19 protein-coding genes are annotated in these 21,408 nt (G+C 62.0%); 6 read left to right on the top strand and 13 right to left on the bottom strand.

All coding sequences use genetic code 11. The features are described 5' to 3' along the window. Positions 1-89 precede the first annotated feature (89 nt). From J1C49_RS04910 to ribA, 7 genes are all read right to left on the bottom strand, one after another. Entirely contained in the window at positions 90-1,280 is a 1,191-nt protein-coding gene (locus J1C49_RS04910) for an ABC transporter permease (protein ID WP_227444693.1), read from the bottom strand. 3 nt (positions 1,281-1,283) lie between these two features. After that, positions 1,284-2,966, bottom strand: a complete 1,683-nt coding sequence (locus tag J1C49_RS04905; protein ID WP_370639374.1) for an ABC transporter permease — start codon at positions 2,964-2,966, stop codon at positions 1,284-1,286. Positions 2,967-2,969: 3 nt separating this feature from the next. Next, positions 2,970-3,257 (bottom strand): DUF1330 domain-containing protein, encoded by a 288-nt coding sequence (locus tag J1C49_RS04900; RefSeq protein ID WP_227444692.1) that lies wholly within the window; start codon positions 3,255-3,257, stop codon positions 2,970-2,972. Between the two features lie 223 nt (positions 3,258-3,480). Then, on the bottom strand, positions 3,481-4,599 hold the full coding sequence (locus J1C49_RS04895; protein ID WP_227444691.1) for an extracellular solute-binding protein: 1,119 nt from the start codon (positions 4,597-4,599) through the stop codon (positions 3,481-3,483). A gap of 128 nt (positions 4,600-4,727) precedes the next feature. Beyond that, positions 4,728-5,831, bottom strand: coding sequence for an ABC transporter ATP-binding protein (locus tag J1C49_RS04890; RefSeq protein WP_227444690.1), 1,104 nt, complete (start codon positions 5,829-5,831; stop codon positions 4,728-4,730). Positions 5,832-6,298: 467 nt separating this feature from the next. Then, positions 6,299-6,811 carry a L,D-transpeptidase gene (locus J1C49_RS04885; protein ID WP_227444689.1) on the bottom strand — a complete coding sequence of 171 codons (513 nt, stop codon included), beginning with the start codon at positions 6,809-6,811 and terminating at the stop codon, positions 6,299-6,301. A gap of 81 nt (positions 6,812-6,892) precedes the next feature. After that, positions 6,893-7,981: a GTP cyclohydrolase II gene (gene ribA, locus J1C49_RS04880; RefSeq protein ID WP_227444688.1), complete on the bottom strand. Its 1,089-nt coding sequence runs from the start codon at positions 7,979-7,981 to the stop codon at positions 6,893-6,895. A gap of 178 nt (positions 7,982-8,159) precedes the next feature. Between ribA and J1C49_RS04875 the strand changes: the two genes are divergently transcribed. After that, positions 8,160-8,846, top strand: coding sequence for a response regulator transcription factor (locus J1C49_RS04875; protein ID WP_227444687.1), 687 nt, complete (start codon positions 8,160-8,162; stop codon positions 8,844-8,846). Between the two features lie 196 nt (positions 8,847-9,042). On the opposite strand, the gene J1C49_RS04870 is transcribed toward J1C49_RS04875, so the two are convergent. Together J1C49_RS04870 and pnp are read right to left on the bottom strand one after the other, a co-directional pair. Then, positions 9,043-9,414 carry a YigZ family protein gene (locus J1C49_RS04870; RefSeq protein WP_227444686.1) on the bottom strand — a complete coding sequence of 124 codons (372 nt, stop codon included), beginning with the start codon at positions 9,412-9,414 and terminating at the stop codon, positions 9,043-9,045. Between the two features lie 477 nt (positions 9,415-9,891). Continuing rightward, complete coding sequence (pnp, locus tag J1C49_RS04865) at positions 9,892-12,033, bottom strand: polyribonucleotide nucleotidyltransferase (protein WP_227444685.1); 2,142 nt, start codon at positions 12,031-12,033, stop codon at positions 9,892-9,894. A 461-nt stretch (positions 12,034-12,494) separates the two neighbouring features. Here pnp and J1C49_RS04860 point away from each other — a divergent pair, with 461 nt between their 5' ends. Then, positions 12,495-13,595, top strand: a complete 1,101-nt coding sequence (locus J1C49_RS04860; protein ID WP_227444684.1) for an ecdysteroid 22-kinase family protein — start codon at positions 12,495-12,497, stop codon at positions 13,593-13,595. Positions 13,596-13,853: 258 nt separating this feature from the next. On the opposite strand, the gene rpsO is transcribed toward J1C49_RS04860, so the two are convergent. The 4 genes from rpsO to J1C49_RS04840 form a co-directional block, all read right to left on the bottom strand. Then, on the bottom strand, positions 13,854-14,123 hold the full coding sequence (gene rpsO, locus J1C49_RS04855) for a 30S ribosomal protein S15 (protein ID WP_227444683.1): 270 nt from the start codon (positions 14,121-14,123) through the stop codon (positions 13,854-13,856). 107 nt (positions 14,124-14,230) lie between these two features. Then, the gene (locus tag J1C49_RS04850) at positions 14,231-14,476 is read right to left on the bottom strand and encodes a hypothetical protein (protein WP_227444682.1); all 246 of its coding nucleotides are present in this window, start codon (positions 14,474-14,476) and stop codon (positions 14,231-14,233) included. Positions 14,477-14,695: 219 nt separating this feature from the next. Beyond that, entirely contained in the window at positions 14,696-15,013 is a 318-nt protein-coding gene (locus J1C49_RS04845; RefSeq protein WP_227444681.1) for a DUF5665 domain-containing protein, read from the bottom strand. 127 nt (positions 15,014-15,140) lie between these two features. Then, positions 15,141-15,668, bottom strand: coding sequence for a DUF1643 domain-containing protein (locus J1C49_RS04840; RefSeq protein WP_227444680.1), 528 nt, complete (start codon positions 15,666-15,668; stop codon positions 15,141-15,143). A 164-nt stretch (positions 15,669-15,832) separates the two neighbouring features. On the opposite strand from J1C49_RS04840, the gene J1C49_RS04835 reads away from it, so the two are divergent. The 4 genes from J1C49_RS04835 to J1C49_RS04820 all read left to right on the top strand — a co-directional run bounded on the left by J1C49_RS04835 (position 15,833) and on the right by J1C49_RS04820 (position 21,386). After that, on the top strand, positions 15,833-16,801 hold the full coding sequence (locus J1C49_RS04835; RefSeq protein WP_227444679.1) for a threonine/serine dehydratase: 969 nt from the start codon (positions 15,833-15,835) through the stop codon (positions 16,799-16,801). Positions 16,802-17,076: 275 nt separating this feature from the next. Then, positions 17,077-18,789, top strand: a complete 1,713-nt coding sequence (metG, locus tag J1C49_RS04830; RefSeq protein WP_227444678.1) for a methionine--tRNA ligase — start codon at positions 17,077-17,079, stop codon at positions 18,787-18,789. Positions 18,790-19,090: 301 nt separating this feature from the next. After that, positions 19,091-19,969 (top strand): LysR family transcriptional regulator, encoded by an 879-nt coding sequence (locus J1C49_RS04825; protein ID WP_227444677.1) that lies wholly within the window; start codon positions 19,091-19,093, stop codon positions 19,967-19,969. Positions 19,970-19,976: 7 nt separating this feature from the next. Further along, positions 19,977-21,386 (top strand): MATE family efflux transporter, encoded by a 1,410-nt coding sequence (locus J1C49_RS04820; RefSeq protein ID WP_227444676.1) that lies wholly within the window; start codon positions 19,977-19,979, stop codon positions 21,384-21,386. Positions 21,387-21,408 lie beyond the last annotated feature (22 nt).

Genomic DNA, 21,408 nt, shown 5'->3' with positions numbered 1-21,408 from the left:
TCGCCGCAGAGCTTTGCCGAAACGTAAAGATGCGCGGGGATTCAGCCCGCGCATCCAAAAAAATGACCCAAATTGAACCCAGCGGCTCTTTAGCCGGGGCTCATCCCGCGCAACCGTTCGGAGCGGCGTCGCAGCATCTCGACCGTTGCCAGCAGTGCAATTGAAATCCCCACGAGGATCGTCGCAACCGCCAGAATGGTCGGCGAGATCTGTTCGCGCAGGCCGGTAAACATCTGCCATGGCAGGGTTTGCTGGTTTGCCGATCCAACAAAGATCACCACGACCACCTCGTCAAAGGACGTGATGAAGGCAAAAAGGCCACCCGAGATCACACCCGGCAGGATCAGCGGCATCTGCACCCTGAAGAAGGTCGTCACCGGATCGGCGCCCATATTGGCCGCGGCGCGGGTGAGTGACCGATCAAAGCCCACAAGCGTTGCTGTGACGGTGATGATGACAAAGGGAATGCCAAGCGCGGCATGCGCCAGAACCACCCCGAGATAGGTGCCCTGGAGCCCGATCCGGGAATAAAAGAAATACATCCCTGCCGCGGAGATAATCAAAGGCACAATCATCGGCGAGATGAGGATGGCCATGATCGCCCGCCGGTATGGCACATGTGGTTGGCTCAGGCCAATCGCCGCAAGCGTGCCAAAGCTCACCGACAGCAGCGTTGCGAGCGGTGCGATGATCAGCGAATTGCGCAGGGCCTGTTGCCAGTCATCGGATTGCAAGAAGTCGCGATAGTGCTTCAGAGAGTAGCCTTCAGGATCGAAGCGCAGCATTTCCGGCGTAAAGGTGAAGAAGTCCTCGGCGTTGAAGCTGAGCGGCATGACGACAAGGATCGGTGTGATCAGAAAGACAAAGATCGCCCCGCAGATCACCCGGAACGTATAATGCCAAAGCACCTGGCCCGGGGTGAGGTAGGGCACCAGATGCGCGCGGTAACGGCCCTCTCCGACCCAGTAGATCAGCCAGCCGAAGAACCAGCCAAACAAGAGCCCCACAACCAGCCCTGGAAGCCCGCCAAGCACAAACCCGGCCACACCCATCAACCCGATCAACCCCCAGCGGACCATCTTTTCCTGGGACTCGTCGAGCACCTCCATCGCGAGGTAAGCCAAACCGGCGAGGATGACAAAGCCAGCCACAATTCCAAGCAGGGTCGACCCGTTGGCCGCCCCCACGAAGATCCCGGCAAACGCGCCGAACGCGCCGACGACAGAGGCCGTGAACGAGGCCGGCTTCTTCTCGATCGGAGTCAGAATTGCGTCTCCCATGCCTCAGCCTCCCAGCTTCACGTTGTCGATGCCCACGATCCGGTCATAGGCCCAGTAAAGGATCAGAACCGCAGCCAGCAGGATCGCGCCCAGAGCGGCCGCGAGGCCCCAGTTGAGCGAACTGGAGATGTGATACGCGATCCGGTTCGAGATGAATGTCCCGGTCGTCCCGCCCACGATTTCCGGCGTGATGTAGTAGCCGATGGCGAGAATGAAGACGAGGATCGACCCCGCGCCAATCCCCGGCACCGACTGCGGGAAATAGACCCGCCAGAAAGTTGTCCAATTGGTCGCGCCCAGCGACTTGGCCGCACGCACATAGCTCGGCGGAATTGTCGACATGACCGAATACATCGGCAAGATCATGAAGGGCAGCAGGATGTGGGTCATGGCAACGATCGTTCCGAACTGGTTGTTGATCATCACCAGTCGGTCCGCATCGCCAACGAGGCCGAGCCAGACCAACACATCGTTTATCACGCCCTGTTGTTGCAGCATGACCTTCCAGGCCGAGGTCCTCACGAGCAGCGAGGTCCAGAACGGCAGCAGCACGAGGATCATCAGGAGGTTTGCCGTCCGCATGGGCAGGTTCGAAAGCAGGTAGGCGATCGGATATGCCAGCAGGATACAGCTGATTGTGATGACCATCGACATGAACAAGGTCCGCTTGAACAGCAAACCATAGATCCGCTCGTCTTCATCGCGCAAAGCCGGGCCATCCGCCGTTTTCTGCGCGTCAACGGCATTCAGGAAATAGCCCGACGTGTAAGGCGGGCTGTAGGTCTTGATCGTCTTCCAGATTTCCGGGTCGACCCAGTCTTCGTCGATTTCCTCGAACCCATCCTGAAAGCGGATGGTCTCGAAATCCGGGCTCGCGATCAACGCTTCGACCGCCTGCAGTCGGTCGGCCCCTGGCCCGCTATAGCCCGCAACGCCATTCTCGGAGATATCCTGATACAGCGCGGTGTGCACCACCGTCCAAGGCTCTTCTTCGAGCGGACTGTCCTCTTCCTCCGTCTGCATGAACCGCGCGAAGGTTTCGTACGCCATGGCCGTGCGCGGCAGAACATCCCGGATGCCATCGCGCAGCTCGAAAGGCGGCATCGCCCCGTCATCCTCACTCCAGGCGTCCTGGGCTGCGATCCACTCCGGGTCCCCCATCAGCTCGGCCCAGGGGCGCGCTTCGTCCCAGCGCTCATCAAGATCCTCGAACTGGTCCTGATACACCTCGCCAATATCGTCGATCCCGCGCCCGGATTTGCGGAAAAGCGAAGACGCGCCGGTCTGTTCGTAGTTCAGGCGCGAGCCGAGCCGTGTGTGAAGCTTTCGCTCGGCGGCAAAGAAAACGTCGTAATAGGCGGCTTCGAACACCGCGTCGCCGGGCAACTCATCGCCGCCTGCGTCATAATCGGAAAGCGCCGCGACGGTGCGCGGCAGCGTTTCGCGCACGATCTGGTTCTCGACCGAGCGGAACAGCATGTCCGCGATCGGTGCGATGAACGTGACGAGGACGAAGAGCAGCAAAGGCGCGATCAGCAGCAGCGCGCGCATCTTTTGACGCCTCAGCGCGCGACTGAGCGACTTCTTGAGCGGTGTGCCATCCGCGGCGATCATGCCACCCTTGGCGTCTGTCGTCGCGGGGGACCCGGTCGTGGTCTGGTCGGTTCCGGCTGTGGCGTCTGTCATGACTTACACCCCTTCGACAAGAATGATGGTGGACGTGGCTGTGCGATGGCGGATCTTGGCGACCTCTTGGTATTCTGGGTCGTGACAAGCCGCCTTAGCCTGTTCGTAACTGTCGAACTCAATGACCACATGGCGGCTCTCGGTCTGGCCTTCCATGGTCTCGGCTTGTCCGCCACGAATGACGAACCGACCGCCAAGCGCCTTGAGGATGGGCGTATCCCGCTCGACATATTCCTTGTAAGCCTCGGGGTCGTTCACGGTGATGTGGCCGATGATATAGCCTTTGGGCATCGCATCTGTCCCCTTTTTGCTGGCTTGGCTGCGCGGCGGACGGATCCGGTAGCCCGCAAGATCCGCGTTGCGGCAAGCTGGTCCGGCCTCACTGCCTTTGCGCTCCGCCCCGACCTCAGGGTCGCCCGGGCGGTGCAGCCCCCGGCATCGCTTTGAATGCAACGCCGGGGACCGATGTCTTCAGGACATGCCGAGAAAGTCCCGGCACGCCCCCGTCAAACGCTTACTGCGCGAGCCACGCCTGGAACTTCGCGTCGATATCGTCGCGATAGTCAGCCCAGAACTCGTAGTTGTAGAGGAACGTGTTCGCAGCGTTGTTGGGATCCGTCGGCATATGCGGTGCCATCTCGATACCGAGATCCGCGTGTGTACCAACCAGCGGCGCGGAAGATGCGCGTGCCGGGCCGTAGGAGATGTACTTGGACTGATCCGCAAGGCGCTGTGTGTCCGTCGCGAACTTCACGAAGTCCAGCGTGCGCGCCAGACGGTCTTCGGAAAGACCTTCGGGAATGATCCAGCCGTCAAGGTCAAAGACCTGTGCGTCCCACATCATTGCAACCGGCTGGTCCTGCTCTTCGATCACCGAGAAAAGACGGCCGTTATAGGTCGAGCCCATGAAGATCTCGCCATCGGCAAGAAGCTGGGGCGTGTCCGCACCGGCCGACCACCAGATGACTTCGTCCTTGATGGTGCCAAGCTTGGCAAGCGCCTGGTCCTGGCCCTCTTCGGTTTCCAGAACGTCATAGACGTCTTCCTTGGCCACACCGTCACAGAGCAGCGCCCATTCCATGTTGTTGATCGGACGCTTTTCCAGCGCGCGCTTGCCCGGATAGGTCTCGAGGTCGAAAACGTCACAAATCTCGCTCGGCGCATCGACGCCTTCCGGAACCATGTCGGTGCGATACCCGAAGGTGGTCGAGTAGACGATCTGCGGAATGAAGCAATCGGAGACGATCAGGTCACCGAAATCGTCGGACGCGTCGGTCCCGTCGGGGGCGGCGGCAAGAACCTCGTCATGGTCGATTTCCATCGCCAGACCTTCGTCACAAAGACGGATGGCGTCAGCGGCCACAACGTCGACGAGATCCCACGTGATGTTGCCGGCTTCGTTCATCGCACGCAGCTTGGCGACCGCCTCGGCGGAGCTTTCGTCCCACGTGGCCGACACACCGTCATTCATCGCCAGGTAGGGCTCGACATAGGCTTTCTGCTGGCTGTTCTGGTATGCACCGCCCCAGCTGACGAGTGTCATGCTGTCGGACATGCCATGGCCTGCGGCGAAGGCACCGGCCGCTGCGACTGTCAGGGCCGACGTGGCCATGAGTGTCTTGGTCAGTTTCATATTCAACTCCCTAGAGTGTTTTCTTTTCAGAACCCGATTGATTGAGGGGGACGGGTTTCGGGTTACCCCCGGCCCCTTGGTCGTATCGCGACGGCCTACTGTGACAGGCGCCGCGACATTCTCAAGCCTTAGCTCGCATCAAGCGCGCGACAATCTTCCGCAAGCCAGCCGATCTCGATCTGGGCGCCCGGTTTCAATCGCACCTGGTCCGGAGCATTGCGCGATTTGATCACGAAGTCATTGTTGCCGGCCACGCGCAGGCGCGTGCGGAAAATGTCACCCATGTAGATGAACTCCAGCACCTCGGCCTTGATGAGATGCGCATCCGGCGAGAGGCGATCCTTGAGAAACTCGACACGCTCCGGTCGGATCGACACCCGCGTGCGCTCGCCAACCTTGTCGACGTTGATCGGGATCGCGTCGATTTCCTGACCGTCATCCAGTTTCACCACGCATGTATTGCCCTTGATCTCGGTGATCTTGCCCTCAAGCGTGTTGTTTTCACCGATGAACTGCGCCACGAAGCTGTTCTGCGGCTTCTCATAAAGAACATCGGGCGGATCGAGCTGCTGAATACGGCCATCGTCGAACACTGCAACACGGTCGGACATGGTCAGCGCTTCGGTCTGGTCATGCGTCACGTAGACGGTGGTAATGCCAAGATCATGGGCCAGCTTGGTGATCTCGAACTGCATCTTCTCGCGGAGCTGTTTGTCCAGCGCGCCGAGAGGCTCGTCCATCAAGACCAGCTCCGGCTCAAAGACCAAGGCCCGGGCCAATGCGATCCGCTGCTGCTGACCACCGGAAAGCTGCGCGGGGCGGCGCCCACCAAAAGCGCCCATCTCGACCATGTCGAGGGCCCGCTTGACCTTTTGCTCGCGCTCGGACTTGCCGATCTTGCGCACTTCAAGAGGGAAGCTGAGATTTTCCGCCACGGTCATGTGCGGAAAAAGGGCGTAGTTCTGGAACACCATCCCGATGCCACGCTTGTGCGGGGGGATGTCGTTGATTGACTTTCCGTCGAGAAGGATTTTGCCGTGGGTCGCTGTCTCGAACCCGGCCAGCATCATGAGACAGGTGGTCTTTCCAGACCCCGACGGCCCCAGCATCGTCAGAAACTCGCCCTTGGGCATCGTGAGGTTCAGATCCTTTACGACAAGCGTTTCGCCATCGTAACTCTTCTGCACACGCTCAAACGCGACGAACGCGTCGCCGTTTCCCATGTCTGCCAAAAGCACGCTCCCTGATTGCTGCAGATATTCTTCTGCCTTGCATGGAAATAAACCGAATGCGGTCGCGGGTTGCAACCATGCTGTCCCAAAATGCCAAGCCGCCACCAGATTCAAAGTCCTTTGCACAGAATTTCTGCATCGCGCAGGCCAATCGACTTCAGAATAGAAGAAAAACGGTCAATTCTCCTGACAACCAGGCCGGGTATCCTGCCAATCACTCGCCTTTCCCGTTTCGCGGCCAGTGACCGACATCGGCAAAGCCACCCAAACACATCACGTCTGAGGCAAGATCCGCCTCGTTGCCAAAGCCACAGGCTCCTTACAAACCCCGGTCGACAGGGCCGCCTGAGCTGCCCCTCAGGTCCGCGATGGCCCATGGGGTAGCGGCACGGTTCTCCGCGACATCAAATCACGCGGCGAGATATGCGGCACCGGCACAAACAGGTGATCTTCACCCTACCAGGCGGTCAATCCAGTGCGAGCGCTTCCGGGACGATCAGCTTCGTGCCGTACCGGATCCGGCGGGCAATCTGCTTGAGATGGTGTGGAGCAAACCCGAGGCACCCTTCGGTCGGATAGCCCGGACGCCGCCAGCGATGCAGGAAAATCGCCGATCCCCGACCGCGTTCAGCCCGCGGCCAGTTCCAGTCGGTGAGGATCACGATGTCGTACAGCGGATCGGCGCGACGCAGCACTTCGTGACTATATGGATAGGGTGCGCGCACCATGAGGTTGTAGTCTTCATGCCTGACATCATCCGACCAGAGATCACCCGGCCGGATCGGAACCGCCCAGTCTACCGGCTTGGCCATGCGATCGGGCCGGTAGAGCAAGCCAACAATATCATGCACCCCCGCCGGTGTGGCCCCGTCACCTTCGCGCTTGTTCACACGCACGCCGCCCCGCCCAATCGTGCAGGGCCACAACCGCCCGGCAAACCGGACGCCTCCCCGCGTGAGCACCATATCCGTCTGCTTCATGGACCTCCCCTTACCGCGCCGCGAAGCCCGGTGCTTTCTCGGGTCTGACTCGCCACAGGGCAAAGCCCAGCCCCGATCCCGTCAAAACAGGTGCCCTGATTTTTCCGCCTTGACAGCGAGGTAGCGTGCGTTTTCGTCAGTCTGGCCAACCTTCAGGGGCACCCTTTCGCTCACATGAACACCGCAGCTTTCCATCATCGCCAACTTCGCGGGATTGTTGGTCAGCAACCGCACCGCGGAAAATCCCATACTGCGCAAGATCTGCGCGCCAAGCCGAAAATCCCGCTCATCATCTTCAAATCCAAGCCGGTGATTGGCCTCGACCGTGTCAAAGCCCTGATCCTGCAAGGCATAGGCCCGCATCTTGTTGGCCAAACCGATGCCGCGCCCTTCCTGATTGAGATAGAGCAGCACGCCGGAGCCCTCTTGTCCCATTTGCGCCAGTGCGGCGTTGAGTTGTGGCCCGCAATCACATTTCAGACTGCCCAGGAGATCGCCGGTGAAGCAGGCCGAATGCAGCCGCGACAGCACCGGATCCGAACGATCCGGGCGTCCGATCTCGATGGCATAATGCTCGTCAGAGCCGTCTTCGGGCCGGAAGATGTGCAAGCGCGCGTCTTGCGCCGCCCGCAACGGCACGCGGGCGCTCACAACACGTTCCAAAACCGGTTCAGCCTGCATCGCGCCGGTTGCGGCAGTGGCGTCGAGACAGACCAATCCGTCTCGTTCGGCAATGTCGGCCGCGTTCTCCAGCGGTAAAACCAACGCCGCCGGCAACAGTCGCGCCGTCTTGATCAAAGACAGCGCAGCGCGCTGAATATGGGCTGCCCCGCCGCGTGCGGAACGCAAGGGCCCCTTCATCGGGTGCGACAGGTCATCTGCCGGGTCCGCCAAGGCCCGCAACCATGCCAGATCCGCGTCGCTCGGGAGGATCACCCGCGCCAGATCGCCGTCATAGGCGCGCGCCTTGAGGGTCTCTGCGCGCCGCCCCGTCAGAACCAGCTCCACATGCCCCATGGCGCGCAGGGCCGCGAGCCGGGCCGCAGAGGCGGTCTCCACCGCCATGACAACCGCCGCGCCGTCGGCATCGGCCATCACCACGGGCACGCCCATGCGCAGATCCGCCCGCGCCCGGGCCAGCGTCTCGGCAAGATCAGGTCGTAAGGTCATTTGGATACCGCTCGCATCGTGCCGTGGGAAACCTTTGCTATGGTTGCGAATTTCTCAATCACTTCGGTCAAGGACTGTAACAATTGCCCCAGACAAACACGAGGCCGTGAGCCATTGCAGCAAACCTTGTCATGGCACGGGATACGCCACATCTGCCTCAAAACACACGGAGAGCGCAATGGCACAGCTAAAGAACATCCTTCTGGTCGATGACGATGACGATCTGCGCGAAGCCCTGGCAGAGCAGTTGATCATGACCGAGGATTTCGAGGTTTTCGAGGCCGAAAACGGATCGGGCGCAATGAGCCGCGCCAAGGAGCAGAACTACGACCTCATCATTCTCGATGTGGGCCTTCCGGACACGGATGGACGGGAATTGTGCCGCCTGATGCGCAAGCAGGGCGTCAAGAGCCCAATCCTGATGCTCACTGGCCATGACACGGATGCCGATACGATCCTCGGGCTGGACGCCGGTGCCAATGATTACGTGACCAAGCCGTTCAAGTTCCCCGTGCTTCTCGCTCGGATCCGGGCGCAGCTGCGCCAGCACGAACAGAGCGAAGACGCCGTGTTCACCGTCGGGCCGTATACCTTCAAGCCCTCCATGAAACTGTTGGTGACCGAGGATGACCGCCGCATCCGCCTCACGGAAAAAGAAACCAACATCCTCAAGTTCCTGTACCGCTCGACCGAGGGTGTGGTGCCGCGCGATGTACTTTTGCACGAGGTCTGGGGATACAACGCCGGTGTGACAACCCACACGCTCGAAACGCATATCTACCGGCTGCGCCAGAAGATCGAACCGGACCCGTCAAACGCACGGCTCCTCGTGACCGAGTCGGGCGGATATCGGCTGGTGGCATAAAATTCAATTTCGGGGAACTTTTTGACACATATCAATGTTGCCCCTGCGTCGCACCTTTAACGCTGGGTGCAAGAAATACCCGTCGCATATGCGGGTCATCATATGCACCTCCCTGTTGGACTGGCCGGGCCTTGTGCCCGGCCTTTTTTTGTCCAACGGCCGGAGCGAGCAAACAGATGCGTAACGGGCTTGCGTCTCACACCGTGTCGGAGCCGTTATCCTTCCGGGCCTCAAGCCCAATCCGCACGGCTTCTTGCACATGGCGAAACCGGTCGCCGCCAAGATGCTTGCCGCCATACCAGCGGGTCACGACCACGATGAGCCCGTGCACCGAGTCGCGCTCGAGCATCCGCAGGATGACCATGCCGGCCCCTGCCTCCCCATCGTCATTCTTGAGCGGCCCCTCTTGCGTGATGCATGCGTAACTGTGATGGGTGGCTTTCGCGAATTTCTTGCGTCGTTTGAGAGCCTTGACGAATGCGCGCGCGTCCTCGTCGCTTTCGCAAGGACCGACGGAGACGGCATAGCGCGACCCCCGGTCCGACAGGATGTTTTCCAGGACCAACATGCCAAATCCCTACGCAATGCGATGCCACACGGCAAGCAATCCGCGGACAAAGCGGGCCCTGGCATCCCCACCAGGGCCTTTACTGCTTCCGTGAGTGGCGCGAAGGGGCGCGCATCGTGTGTGACTTGTGACCGATACGCGCCAGGCATGAACGGGTAATCCCTCGCGGGTTTTCCCCTGCGTGCACCCGGCAGGCGCATCTCCACAGCGTCACGCAGCGCGCGCCAGCCATCCACAAGCATCGGCCCAGGCACCATCCACCGCCTGTCAGCGCGGTCCCGGTCCAGCGGCGGGTTACCCGAAAAAGCATCGCCACGGCCGTTTGCATGGCTGGCGATACACCCAAGGCATCGCAATCAATCCTGTCTGGCGGCAACGGGGCCAAACGACGGACCCCTCCGTTGCTTGCCCCTGTCACCGCACAAAAAAAGGGCTCCCCGAGGGGCGCCCTTCCAATTCGTCGCGACGGTCAGCCGATCACTCGGCCGGTTCGTCCTTTTTCTCTTTCGACAGCTCTTCGCCAGTTTCCTGATCGACCATCTTCATTGCAAGGCGCACCTTGCCACGGTCGTCGAAGCCCAGCAGCTTGACCCAGACTTCCTGACCTTCCTTGAGCACATCCGACGGATGGTTCAATCGACGGTTCTCGATCTGGCTGACATGCACAAGGCCGTCGCGCTTGCCGAAGAAGTTCACAAACGCACCGAAATCGACGATCTTGACGACCTTGCCCTTGTAGATCTTGCCTTCTTCCGGCTCCGCGACGATCGAGTGGATCATCTCGTAGGCCTTCGCGATGGCATCGCCGTTTGGCGAGGCGATCTTGATGATGCCGTCGTCGTTGATGTCGACCTTGGCGCCGGACACTTCGACGATTTCGCGGATCACCTTGCCACCCGAGCCAATGACTTCCCGAATCTTGTCGGTCGGGATCTGCATGGTTTCGATGCGCGGCGCGTGAACGGAGAAGCTGCCCGCCTCGGTCATCGCCTTGGCCATCTCGCCAAGAATATGCAGACGGCCCGCCTTGGCCTGAGCCAGCGCGGTTTTCATGATCTCGGGCGTGATGCCCGCAACCTTGATGTCCATCTGGAGCGAGGTGATCCCGTTCTCGGTTCCGGCAACTTTGAAGTCCATATCGCCAAGATGATCCTCGTCGCCGAGAATATCGGTCAGAACCGCATAGTCGCCATCCTCTTCGAGGATCAGACCCATCGCGACACCGGCAACCGGCGCCTTGAGCGGCACACCGGCATCCATCATGGACAGCGAGCCACCACAGACAGACGCCATGGAGGAGGAGCCGTTGGACTCGGTAATCTCGGAAACCACGCGCACGGTGTAGGGGAAGTCGGTGGCCGCAGGCAGCACCGCCTGAAGCGCGCGCCATGCCAGCTTGCCGTGACCCACTTCGCGGCGTCCCGGAGGACCGACGCGCCCCACTTCACCGACCGAATAGGGCGGGAAGTTGTAGTGCAGCAGGAAGTTGGACCGCGAGTTCCCGTGCAGGGCGTCGATGATCTGCTCATCATCGCCGGTGCCGAGGGTTGTCACGACAAGGCCCTGTGTCTCGCCACGGGTGAACAGCGCCGAGCCGTGGGTCCGCGGCAACAGGCCGGTTTCGCACACGATTGGACGCACCTCGTCGAGCGCGCGTCCGTCGATACGCTTGCCTTCCTTCACGACCGTTCCGCGCAGGACCTGGCTTTCGAGTTTCTTGAGTGCGGAGCCAAGGTTGGCATCCTCAAGCTGCTCTTCGGTCAGGCTTGCCTTGATCGCGTCCTTGGCTGCGGCAACCGCAGCGGTGCGCTCCTGTTTGTCGAGGATCGCATAAGCCTCGCGCATCTGCGCTTCGCCGGCGGCCTTGACCGCTTCGAACAGCTCGGAATAATCCGGCGGCTGGAAATCAAAGGGCTCCTTGGCGGCCTCTTCGGCCAGATCGATGATCAGGTCGATCACCGGCTGCATGCTCTCATGGGCAAACATCACCGCGCCGAGCATTTCGTCTTCGGTCAGCTCATAGGCTTCCGACTCGACCATCATCACGGCGTCTTTGGTGCCCGCGACCACGAGGTCGAGGCGCTGCTCGGGATTGTCGCGCAGCATGTGCATGTCGTCGACGGTTGGGTTCAGGACGTATTCGCCATCCTCGAAACCGACGCGCGCACAGGCAATCGGCCCCATGAACGGCGCGCCGGAAATGGTCAGCGCCGCGGAGGCCGCGATCATCGCGACAACATCGGGGTCGTTGACGAGGTCATGGCTCAGAACCGTGCACATGACGAGCACTTCGTTCTTGAAACCCGGCACAAACAGCGGACGGATCGGACGGTCGATCAGACGCGCGGTCAGCGTTTCTTTTTCGGAGGGACGCGCTTCGCGCTTGAAAAAGCCGCCCGGAACCTTGCCCGCGGCGTAGTATTTTTCCTGATAATGCACTGTCAGGGGGAAGAAATCCTGACCTTCCTTTTGCTTGCGTGCAAAAGTGACATTGGCCATCACGGAGGTCTCGCCCAGCGTGGCGATAACGGATCCGTCGGCCTGACGGGCAACCTTGCCCGTTTCCAGTGTGAGCGTCTCCTCGCCCCACTGCATCGACTTCTTGGTTTCTGTGAACATCAATTCATCCTGTTTGGGGCACTCCCGGGCGTATCCCGGGTCCCCTCATGTCAATGGCGGCCCCATTGCCGCCGACCCCTTCATCATGCCATGCGCCGGGGTCCAAAGCGTCACGTCTCAGATGTGGGGGCGGTCTACAGCAATATAAAGGCGATGGGAAGCATCTGTCGCGTCTGTGCGGCATCACTGCTTACGTAACGCGTCGTCTTGCCGGGTGATTGCCCCCGACCGATGCCAGCGCGGATCGAGCACCCGGTGCGGACTGACTTTGCGGATTGGCATGCACGGTGCGGCCGAAAGGGCGGCCCGCCCCGGAAACTGCGGCCTTCGGGCATGCAACACAGGCCGCGGCGCCGCACCCAAAGGGTTGCGCAGGCACAGAAAACCATTGTCTGTTTGCCGCGTTGAAACATCGCTCCGGCGACGTCCGGAAACCCAACTCGGCGACCGAGGATCCAGTCTTGCCATCTGACACCGCAACACCGCATGACACGGCAGCCATCACTCCGGCTTTTCTGTCCGAAGCCCTTGGCGAAAAGGTGCTAGCTTGTGATTTCGAGCGCATCGGTGAGGAAGAAGGCTTCACAGGCGGCGGGCTTTACCGGGTTTCCCTGCGTTACGGCGGCGCGGTCCCCGGTCGCGGCGCGTGTGACACCCGTCCTGCCACGCTGGTTGCCAAGCTGTCGCCCGAAGACCCCGGATTGCGCGCCATGTTTGCCGCGTCGAACGCGCGTGAAGTATCTTTCTATCAGACGGCCGCCGGGAGTGGTGCCTTGCCCGTGCCGCACTGTTTTCATGCGTCGTTCGATGCGGCAACCGGTGCGAGCCTACTGCTGATTGACGATCTGCGCGCGCTGCGCGCGGTTCCTTACGTCGTGGGATGCACAAAGGCCGAAGCAGAGCAGGTCGTCGATGCGATGGCACAGGTCCATGCCCAATTCTGGGACGCGCCCGAGATGCGCGGACGCGACGGGACCGAATTAATCCGCGAATTCGATTTGCCCCACGCATGGGCGCTTTATCCCGATAAGGTGGCCGCGCTGCTTCCCCAGATGGTCATTCCGCAGCCCTTCCTTGATCTCTGCGCGTGTGTGGCAGGCAATGTTGAGGCCCTGTTCGGCGGGTTCCTGAAACGCGGCCCACTGACGTTGACCCATCGCGACCTGCACGTGGACAACGTCCTGTTCGATGCCGCTGAAGGCAAGGCCAAGCTGATCGACTGGCAATTGGCGGGCCCGGCGCGGGGCACCTGCGACCTGAGCAATTTCCTGATCAGTTCGTTGCCTGTCGCGCTGCGTCGCAAGGAGGAGGCGTCCTTGCTGCGGCGTTACCATGATGCGCTGATACGCGGCGGTGTGCGCAACTACGCAATCGAGGACTGCCGCTTCGATTATAGGCAATGCGCCCTGAGCAAGCTGTTCGTCACCGTCGTCGCGACCACGCTGCTGGACAACGACTCCGCCTCGAAACGCGCCTACAGAGAGGCAGATCTCACGCGGCTTGTGGCCTTTTGCGAGGACCACGACCTGACGGCGGAAAGCCTCGCGACCCTTGTCGGATAGCGCGGCAAAACGGGTGGCCATAGCACGGTTTGCGGGCCTCTTGGTGGCCGCAATGGTCCTTGCCGCATTGTGGGTCGGAGAACGCGCATGGCCATCGGGCATAGCAACCGCCATGCCCCGTTCAACCACGCGCGCCCCCGCAGGAGCAAGGCGTGACGTGCTGGCTACAGGCACATCGCGCAAGACACGATGGCCCAAAACGCAAAACGCCCGCCCCTTTGAGGGCAGGCGCCGGCATTTGGTCCTGGGCTGACTGGATCAGCGACGGATACCGAGGCTCTTGATGAGCGCCTGATACCGGGGCTCTTCGCGATCCTTGAGATAGTCCAGAAGCTTCCGGCGCTGAGCCACCAGCTTGAGCAGACCACGACGCGAGTGGTTGTCTTTCTTGTGCGTCTTGAAATGCTCGGTCAGGGTGGTGATGCGCGATGTCAGAATGGCGACCTGAACCTCGGGGGAACCGGTGTCACCCTCTTTGGTCGCGTATTCTTTCATCAGCCGTGCTTTTTCTTCAGCAGTAATCGACATCGGGGTCTCCTTTGAATGGGTTGTGTCATGGCGCAAGCCGGGATGTCGTCCAGCAGGGCCCGTGGAGCGGGTCCACCGCGCCGCTTGGGCGAGGCAGATGCGGGGCCTTAGAACATCTGCCTGCCTTTGGAAACCCCTGATCTGCGATGGGGTGGAAAAACCGTGAAACTGGCCCGCCTCGATGCCAAAAACCCCAGATCCCCAAAAACCTCCCGCGTAGAAATGCGCTCCGCCGAGCGGCCCAGTAAGCCTTGCGCCGACAGGCGACAGCCCATTTTGACGATCTTCAGAACGTTTTCGGGCGGGCCAGGCGTGCAGAACAGCAACAGTCCGAATGTTGCGGCAAGTGCCACGCGCGCCCTCCTGAAGTGCCCGCGGAAGTATCGTGCACAGACCGGGTCCGGACAATCCTTCAGAAGCGCAGAGACAGGGAAGAGATCTGGTCGCCGCCCTCGCGTTCGCGCTTCAAGCCGTCACGCAGACCGACCCCATCAGCCTGCGGTCGTGCGCCAAGAGCTTCGCGCAGGCCATGCGGCCCCGGAGACACAAGCGCCCAGTCGCGAGTATCGCCCCTATTGGTTTTGGTCGACCTGGATTTCTTCGATGATTTCCGTCGCAAGATCCCCGAGGATCGGGATGAATTCGATCTGGCTGAGCACAAGCACCAGAACCGACACCAGCGCGGTCGCACCAACCACGGACCCAAGCCCGAAGGCCAAGCCGCGAAGAAACTGGAAAAACACCAATCGACGGGTCGAGTTGTGAATCCGAATGAAGCGGTGCGAATTCAGTTTGTGCAATTCGGCAGTCAGCGCTTTCAAATCGGCATCCGTGGCGTTCAAGGACGCGCTCGACTGCGCTCTGGATCTCATTTCCGCATGATCAGACATGGGTGGTGCTCCATGAAGGGTGGCCCTGTGCAAGGCTGGCCGGGCAAATAATCTGGCTTTGTGCTGCATTTCACAGAACGTGCCACGCATTCAACCCTGCAACGCGCTTGGCCTGCGCCCGGTTCCCTCACGTCCGAATTGGGCGAAGCCGGTCGTCTGCCGGCCACGGTGTGGGCTGCACTTTGTACGACACATAAAGCGGGTGTCTTGGGTGTCCGTTCTTTGTCAGGCCAAGATGGTGCACCTCTCCTTGCAGCGCCGCGGCCAGCTTGGGCCCGGCATCGAGCAACGCCCCATGCACCCCCCAAGCCGCGAGCGTCATCCCTGCCCCCTTTGAAAGCCGTGCGATCATCTCGGCATTATCCGGGCCGACCGGATCGGGTGCGCGGCGCAGGTCTTCAGGACGGGTCGCGCGGAACGCAAAGAGATTGGCAATCCGCAACTCACCAAAGCCCAGCGCCTGCGCGCGCCTTTGGCACCGCTCGATGGTCGGGTCGTTGCGCTGCTCGGTCGCCGTCGAGGGGTTCAGCATGATATAAAGCAGCGCGGGCGCATCGGCCTGCCACCGGCGGGTCAAGCCGTAGCGGTAGGTCTCACAGGCGGAATACCAGGCACGGCTTTCCTGCCCGTCCTGCAAGGCGCGGCGTTCGATCATGGGGCCTGTCTAGCGTTCCGGTGTGCCAAATGCACTCCCCCCGGCGCGCGCGGCGGTCAGCGATGGTCGCGACGGGATCCAGACTGGCAAAGTGATTGACAAAAGGGCGTTCAGCGCGCGTTCTGCCCTGACACTGCCAAGAGCCGCCGAACAAGGGATCCGCCATGGACATTGCCGCCATAGACGCCGCAGCAGCCCGGCTTGAAGGTCACATTCGCCGCACGCCATTGTTGCATGCGGATGCGCTCGACGCGATTGCGGGGCGACGGGTTCTGGTCAAGGCCGAATGCCTCCAGGAAACCGGCAGCTTCAAGGCGCGCGGCGGTTGGTCCGCGATTTCCGCCCTTTCGGAAGAGACACGGGCGCGCGGGGTCATTGCCTATTCCTCCGGCAACCATGCGCAAGGCGTGGCACGGGCCGCGGCCAAAATGGGGGCACCCGCGGTCATCATCATGCCGTCCGACGCGCCGGCGGCCAAGATCGCCGGCACGCGCGCGCTCGGCGCGGAGGTGGTGCTTTATGACCGGGGCTTGGAGGACCGCGATGCCATCGGGGCAAAACTGGCCGCAGAGCGCGGGTTGCATCTCATCAAGCCTTTCGACGATCCCCATGTGATCGCCGGTCAGGGCACCGCAGGTCTTGAGATCGCGGAACAGGCCGCGGCTTTGGGGGTGTCGGAGGGCGACGTTCTGGTGTGTTGCGGGGGCGGCGGATTTGCCTCCGGGATCGCGCTTGCGCTGGAAGCCCGCGCGCCGGGCATGCGCGTGCGTCCGGTAGAGCCTGAAGGTTTCGACGACGTTGCACGCTCGCTCCAAACCGGCGCGATACAGACCAATACGCGGCAGACGGGCGGTCTTTGCGATGCCATCCTCACACCTCGGCCCGGAGATCTTACATGGCCAATCCTGCAAAGGCTGGCGGGACCGGGGCTTGTCGTCACCGACGAAGACGCCCTGCGCGCCATGGCGCTGGCCTTCGAGCATCTGAAGGTCGTCGCCGAACCGGGCGGTGCCGTGGCTCTGGCGGCCGCTCTGTTCCACGGCGACGCGCTGTCTGGCGATGCGGTGGTCTGCACGATTTCGGGTGGCAATGTGGACCCGTCCGTCTTTGCCAGGGCATTGGCCGTAGCCTGAGCGCCGGCGCTCCCGTCGGCGGCCGGGCGCACCGGCTTCCGGACCGGGATCCACTGGCCGGATCGCGCTGGTGCACCGCTGGCCTCGCGGAGATGCGATCCCCCTCATCGCCCGCGCGGCGCATGTGGCCCGACGGCCTGGCGTCGGGCGGCTTGACGCCGTTCGCGCTCCGGCACAGGCTCCTAACCCAGAGCCTTGCAACCGTCGAAAAACCCGGCTTTTCCTCGCACGACCCTTGCGGTATTGGCAGACCCGCACCCGACAAAGGATACACCATGGCGCGCCATCTCATCACTTCGGCGATCCCCTACATCAACGGGGTCAAGCATCTGGGCAATCTCGTGGGCAGCCAGCTTCCGGCTGACCTCTTTGCCCGCTACATGCGCGCGCGCGGCCATGAGGTTCTGTTCCTCTGTGCGACGGACGAGCACGGCACGCCGGCCGAGCTCGCAGCAGCCAAGGCGGGAAAGCCGGTGGCGGAATACTGCGCCGAGATGTGGCAGGTGCAGGCGGATCTGGCCGACGGGTTTCGCCTTTCCTTCGATCATTTCGGGCGCTCTTCTTCGGAGCAGAACAAGGCGCTGACGCAGCACTTTGCAGCACAGCTCGACGCGGAAGGACTGATCCGCGAAGTCTCCGAGACCCAGATGTATTCGCATACCGACGGGCGTTTTTTGCCGGACCGCTATATCGAGGGCACCTGTCCCAATTGCGGTTTCGACAGTGCGCGCGGCGATCAATGCGACAACTGCACAAAGCAGCTTGACCCCGTTGACCTGATCGAACCGCATTCGACGATTTCGGGCTCGACCGATCTCGAGATGCGTGAAACCAAGCATCTCTATCTCGCGCAATCCAAGATGAAAGACGAGATCGAGCAATGGATCGACACACGGGTTGGCTGGCCGGTTCTCACCACCTCCATTGCCAAGAAATGGCTCAATGACGGTGACGGGCTTCAGGATCGCGGCATCACGCGGGACCTTGATTGGGGCGTGCCGGTGATGAAGGATGGCGCGTGGTGGCCCGGCATGGAAGGCAAGGTCTTTTATGTCTGGTTCGATGCGCCGATCGAATACATTGCCTGTGCACAGGAATGGGTCGATGCCGGCAAGGGAGACGACTGGGAACGCTGGTGGCGCACCGACAAGGGCGCGGACGGCGTCCGCTATACCCAGTTCATGGGCAAGGACAACGTGCCGTTCCATACGCTGAGCTTTCCGGTGACGATCCTCGGCTCACGAGAGCCCTGGAAGCTGGTCGACTACATCAAGAGCTTCAACTACCTCAACTATGATGGAGGCCAGTTCAGCACATCGCGAGGCCGCGGCGTTTTCATGGATCAGGCGCTTGAGATCCTCCCCGCCGATTATTGGCGTTGGTGGCTCCTGAGCCATGCGCCGGAAAGCTCCGACAGCGAGTTCACCTGGGAAAATTTCCAATCCTCGGTGAACAAGGATCTCGCAGACGTTCTGGGCAATTTCGCCAGCCGCGTGACCAAGTTCTGCCGCTCGAAATTCTCCGAAGCGGTGCCGGAGGGCGGCACACCCGGCCCGCGCGAGGCACAGCTCGTGGCAGATCTCACCGCCCGGCTTGCGGAATACGAGGCCCATATGGAGGCCATCGAAATCCGCAAGGCGGCGGCGAGCCTGCGCGCCGCATGGGTTCTTGGCAACGAATACCTTCAGGATGTCGCGCCTTGGTCGACATTCAAGGAAGACCCCGCACAGGCGGCCATGCAGATCCGGCTCGCGCTCAACCTGATCCGGCTTTACGCCGTGATTTCCGCACCGTTTATCCCCGATGCCTGCGCCGATCTTCTGCGTGCGATGAAAGCCGAGGACGCGCAATGGCCGGAAAGCGTCGAGGCTGCCGTCACGGCGCTGTCCGAAGGCCACGCCTTTGACGTCCCGGATGTGACGTTCCGCAAGTTCACCGATGCGGAGCGCGAGGAATGGCAAGAGCGTTTTGCCGGCGTGCGGACCTGATCGGGCCGATTGCGGTCCTGAATGCTCTCAGCACGGCGGCTCGGGTCCCGCGCTGTCCGAACAGCCCCGCGCGGATGCGCAGCACAAGCCTGCGACGACGCCAGCGCCGCTGACTGGCGAGGCGCATTTGCGCATGGGTGCGCTCCACTCGGAAGGCGGTGCTTGCGTGGTCTTGCGTGAGCAGGCGCAGGACCGGAAAAGGGCTGGACATGGTTTCACCTTTGGAAAGCTGTTGTTCACTTTGACAGCTTGACCGCTGGAAAACCTTGCGTGCAGCCGCGATGCGCGCAAACCTGCTTTCATGAATGAAACCCCTCCCGCGCTTGACGACTTGGCGCTCTTCCTCGTGGTGGCCGAGAGCCGGTCCCTGAGCATGGCGGCACGCCAGGCCGCTGTCCCGTTGCCGACCCTGTCGCGACGGATGGCGCGGCTGGAACGCGACACCGGGCAGGCGCTGTTCCTGCGGGGGCAGGCAGGCTACTCCCTGACAAGTCAAGGGCGCGCACTGGCCGAAGCGATCTCCGGGTTGCATGACCTTCGGCACCGCGTTGCACGCTGGCAGACCGATGCGCAGGGTCCGGTTCCCGTGCGGATCACCGCCGGTTTCTGGACCTCGCGCCATCTCGCGAGACAGCTGCGCCCCTGTCCCGATGGCATCTGGGCCCCGCGTTTCCTGCCGTCCAACGCGACGCTGGACATCGCGCGGCGCGAAGTGGATATCGGGATTCGCAATGCGCCCCCCGATCACCCCTGGATGGCGCGACAACGGCTTCGCACCATCCATCATGCCGTCTATGCCCGGGACGCACAGGTCACGGGCTACGTGGCACTGGACGGGTCCGTCGCCCTGCCCCGCTCCCAACGGTGGGTGCATGACACCCATGGCCGGTCCATCACGGCCACCGCAACCGATATCCGGCTATGCTTTGACCTTGCGCTGAACGGCTTCGGGCGCATCGTGTTGCCTTGTTTTGCCGGTGACACGGAACCGGGTCTGGTGCGCGTAACGCAACCGATCGACGCGTTGACGCATGAGGAATGGCTCGCCAGCCACCATGACGCGCGGCATGACCCCCCGGTGCGCGCGGCCATCGAAGCCGTCGTTGCGGCACTGACCGGTTCGCCGACGCAGGGCCCCGAGCCGCACCCTGCGGGAACCAACCTGCTCGGCGCGCGTTGAGCGGTCTATGAGCGATGATACTTCCCAACCGAACAAGCGCGATCTGACCCAAGGCCCGGTGGGCCGGGCCCTGATGCGCGTCTCCGCGCCGATGAGCATCGGCATCCTCGGCGTCTTGTCTGTCGGGCTGGCCGATGCGGCCTTTCTTGCACGCGCCGGCGAAACCGAATTGGCGGCCATCGGCTTCGTCTATCCGGCGATCGTGGCGCTCACATCTCTCGGCATCGGTCTTGGTGCCGGAACATCCGCGGTGGTCAGCCAAAGGCTTGGCAAATCCGGCGGCTCCGATTCGGAGAGCGCCCGCCTTGCGCTGCACGCGCTGATCTTTGCAGCCGTGCTTGGCACCTGTGTCGCCGTCGGTTTCTACATCGCCGCTCCAACGGTTTTCGGCTTGATGGGTGCACGCGACGCGGTGCTCGACGCCGCTTTGAGCTACACACCTTGGTGGTGTCTGAGCTTTGCGCCGATGGTGGCGGGCATGGGGCTCAATGCGGTGTTCCGCGCCGGTGGTGAAAGCCAAATTGCAGCCAGCGTCATGGTCACGCAGTCCGTGCTCAATATCGCGCTCGATCCGCTGTTCATCTTCGGGTTTGGCCCCGTGCCCGCCATGGGGATCGAGGGGGCGGGCGTCGCTACCTGTCTTGCCCGCGTTCTGGGTTTCATCGGTTTGCTGATCTTTGCGATCAAGACGGGTCGGCTGTCTCTCAGCCGGTCCTGTCTCACCGGTCTGGGCGAAACACTGAGCCGCGTGGCGCGGATCGGCGCGCCCGCCGCGCTGTCGAACGCAATCAATCCGCTCGGGCTGTCCTTCGTGACCGCTGCCGTGGCGACGCTGGGCGATGCGGCGGTGGCCGGTTTTGGTGCTGCAACGCGTGTCCAGTCGCTTCTGTTCGTGCCGATGCTGGCGCTGTCCGCCGGGATTGGCCCCGTGGTGGGACAAGCCTGGGGCGCGGAATTGAAAGACCGGGCGCAAGAGGCCGTGGCGCTGACTTTCAAGATCTGTCTCGGCTATGGGGGGCTGCTTTGTGGCGCGCTGTGGATCTTTGCGCCCACCATCGCGCAATGGATGACCGCCGCTGAGGGGCCGGCCGGATATGCCGAACAATACCTCCGCTGGGTGTCTTTTGCCTTCTTTGGCTACGGCGTGTTGGTGACAGCAAATGCCGCGATGAATGCACGTGACAAGGCCCTTCATTCGATGGGGCTTTCAGCGGCGCGGATCGCGCTGGTCTATGTGCCACTGGCATGGGCCGGGGCGTTGCTTTTCGGCTATGCGGGCATCCTCGGAGCGGCTGTGTTGGCGAATTGGCTTGCCGCACTGGGCGCCTTGGTGCTTTGCCGCTCCGTCGGATTGCTCGGGTCGACAGGCGCCCGACCCCTGGACCGGATCGCCAAGGCCACCCCGCAGGCTGATTGACACCCTCCCTGCCCCTTGTTAC

Origin of the sequence: Cognatishimia sp. F0-27 (assembly GCF_020667845.1) — a bacterium.
GTDB lineage: Bacteria > Pseudomonadota > Alphaproteobacteria > Rhodobacterales > Rhodobacteraceae > JAFMPQ01.
This window is presented reverse-complemented; position numbering and strand designations above follow the sequence as displayed.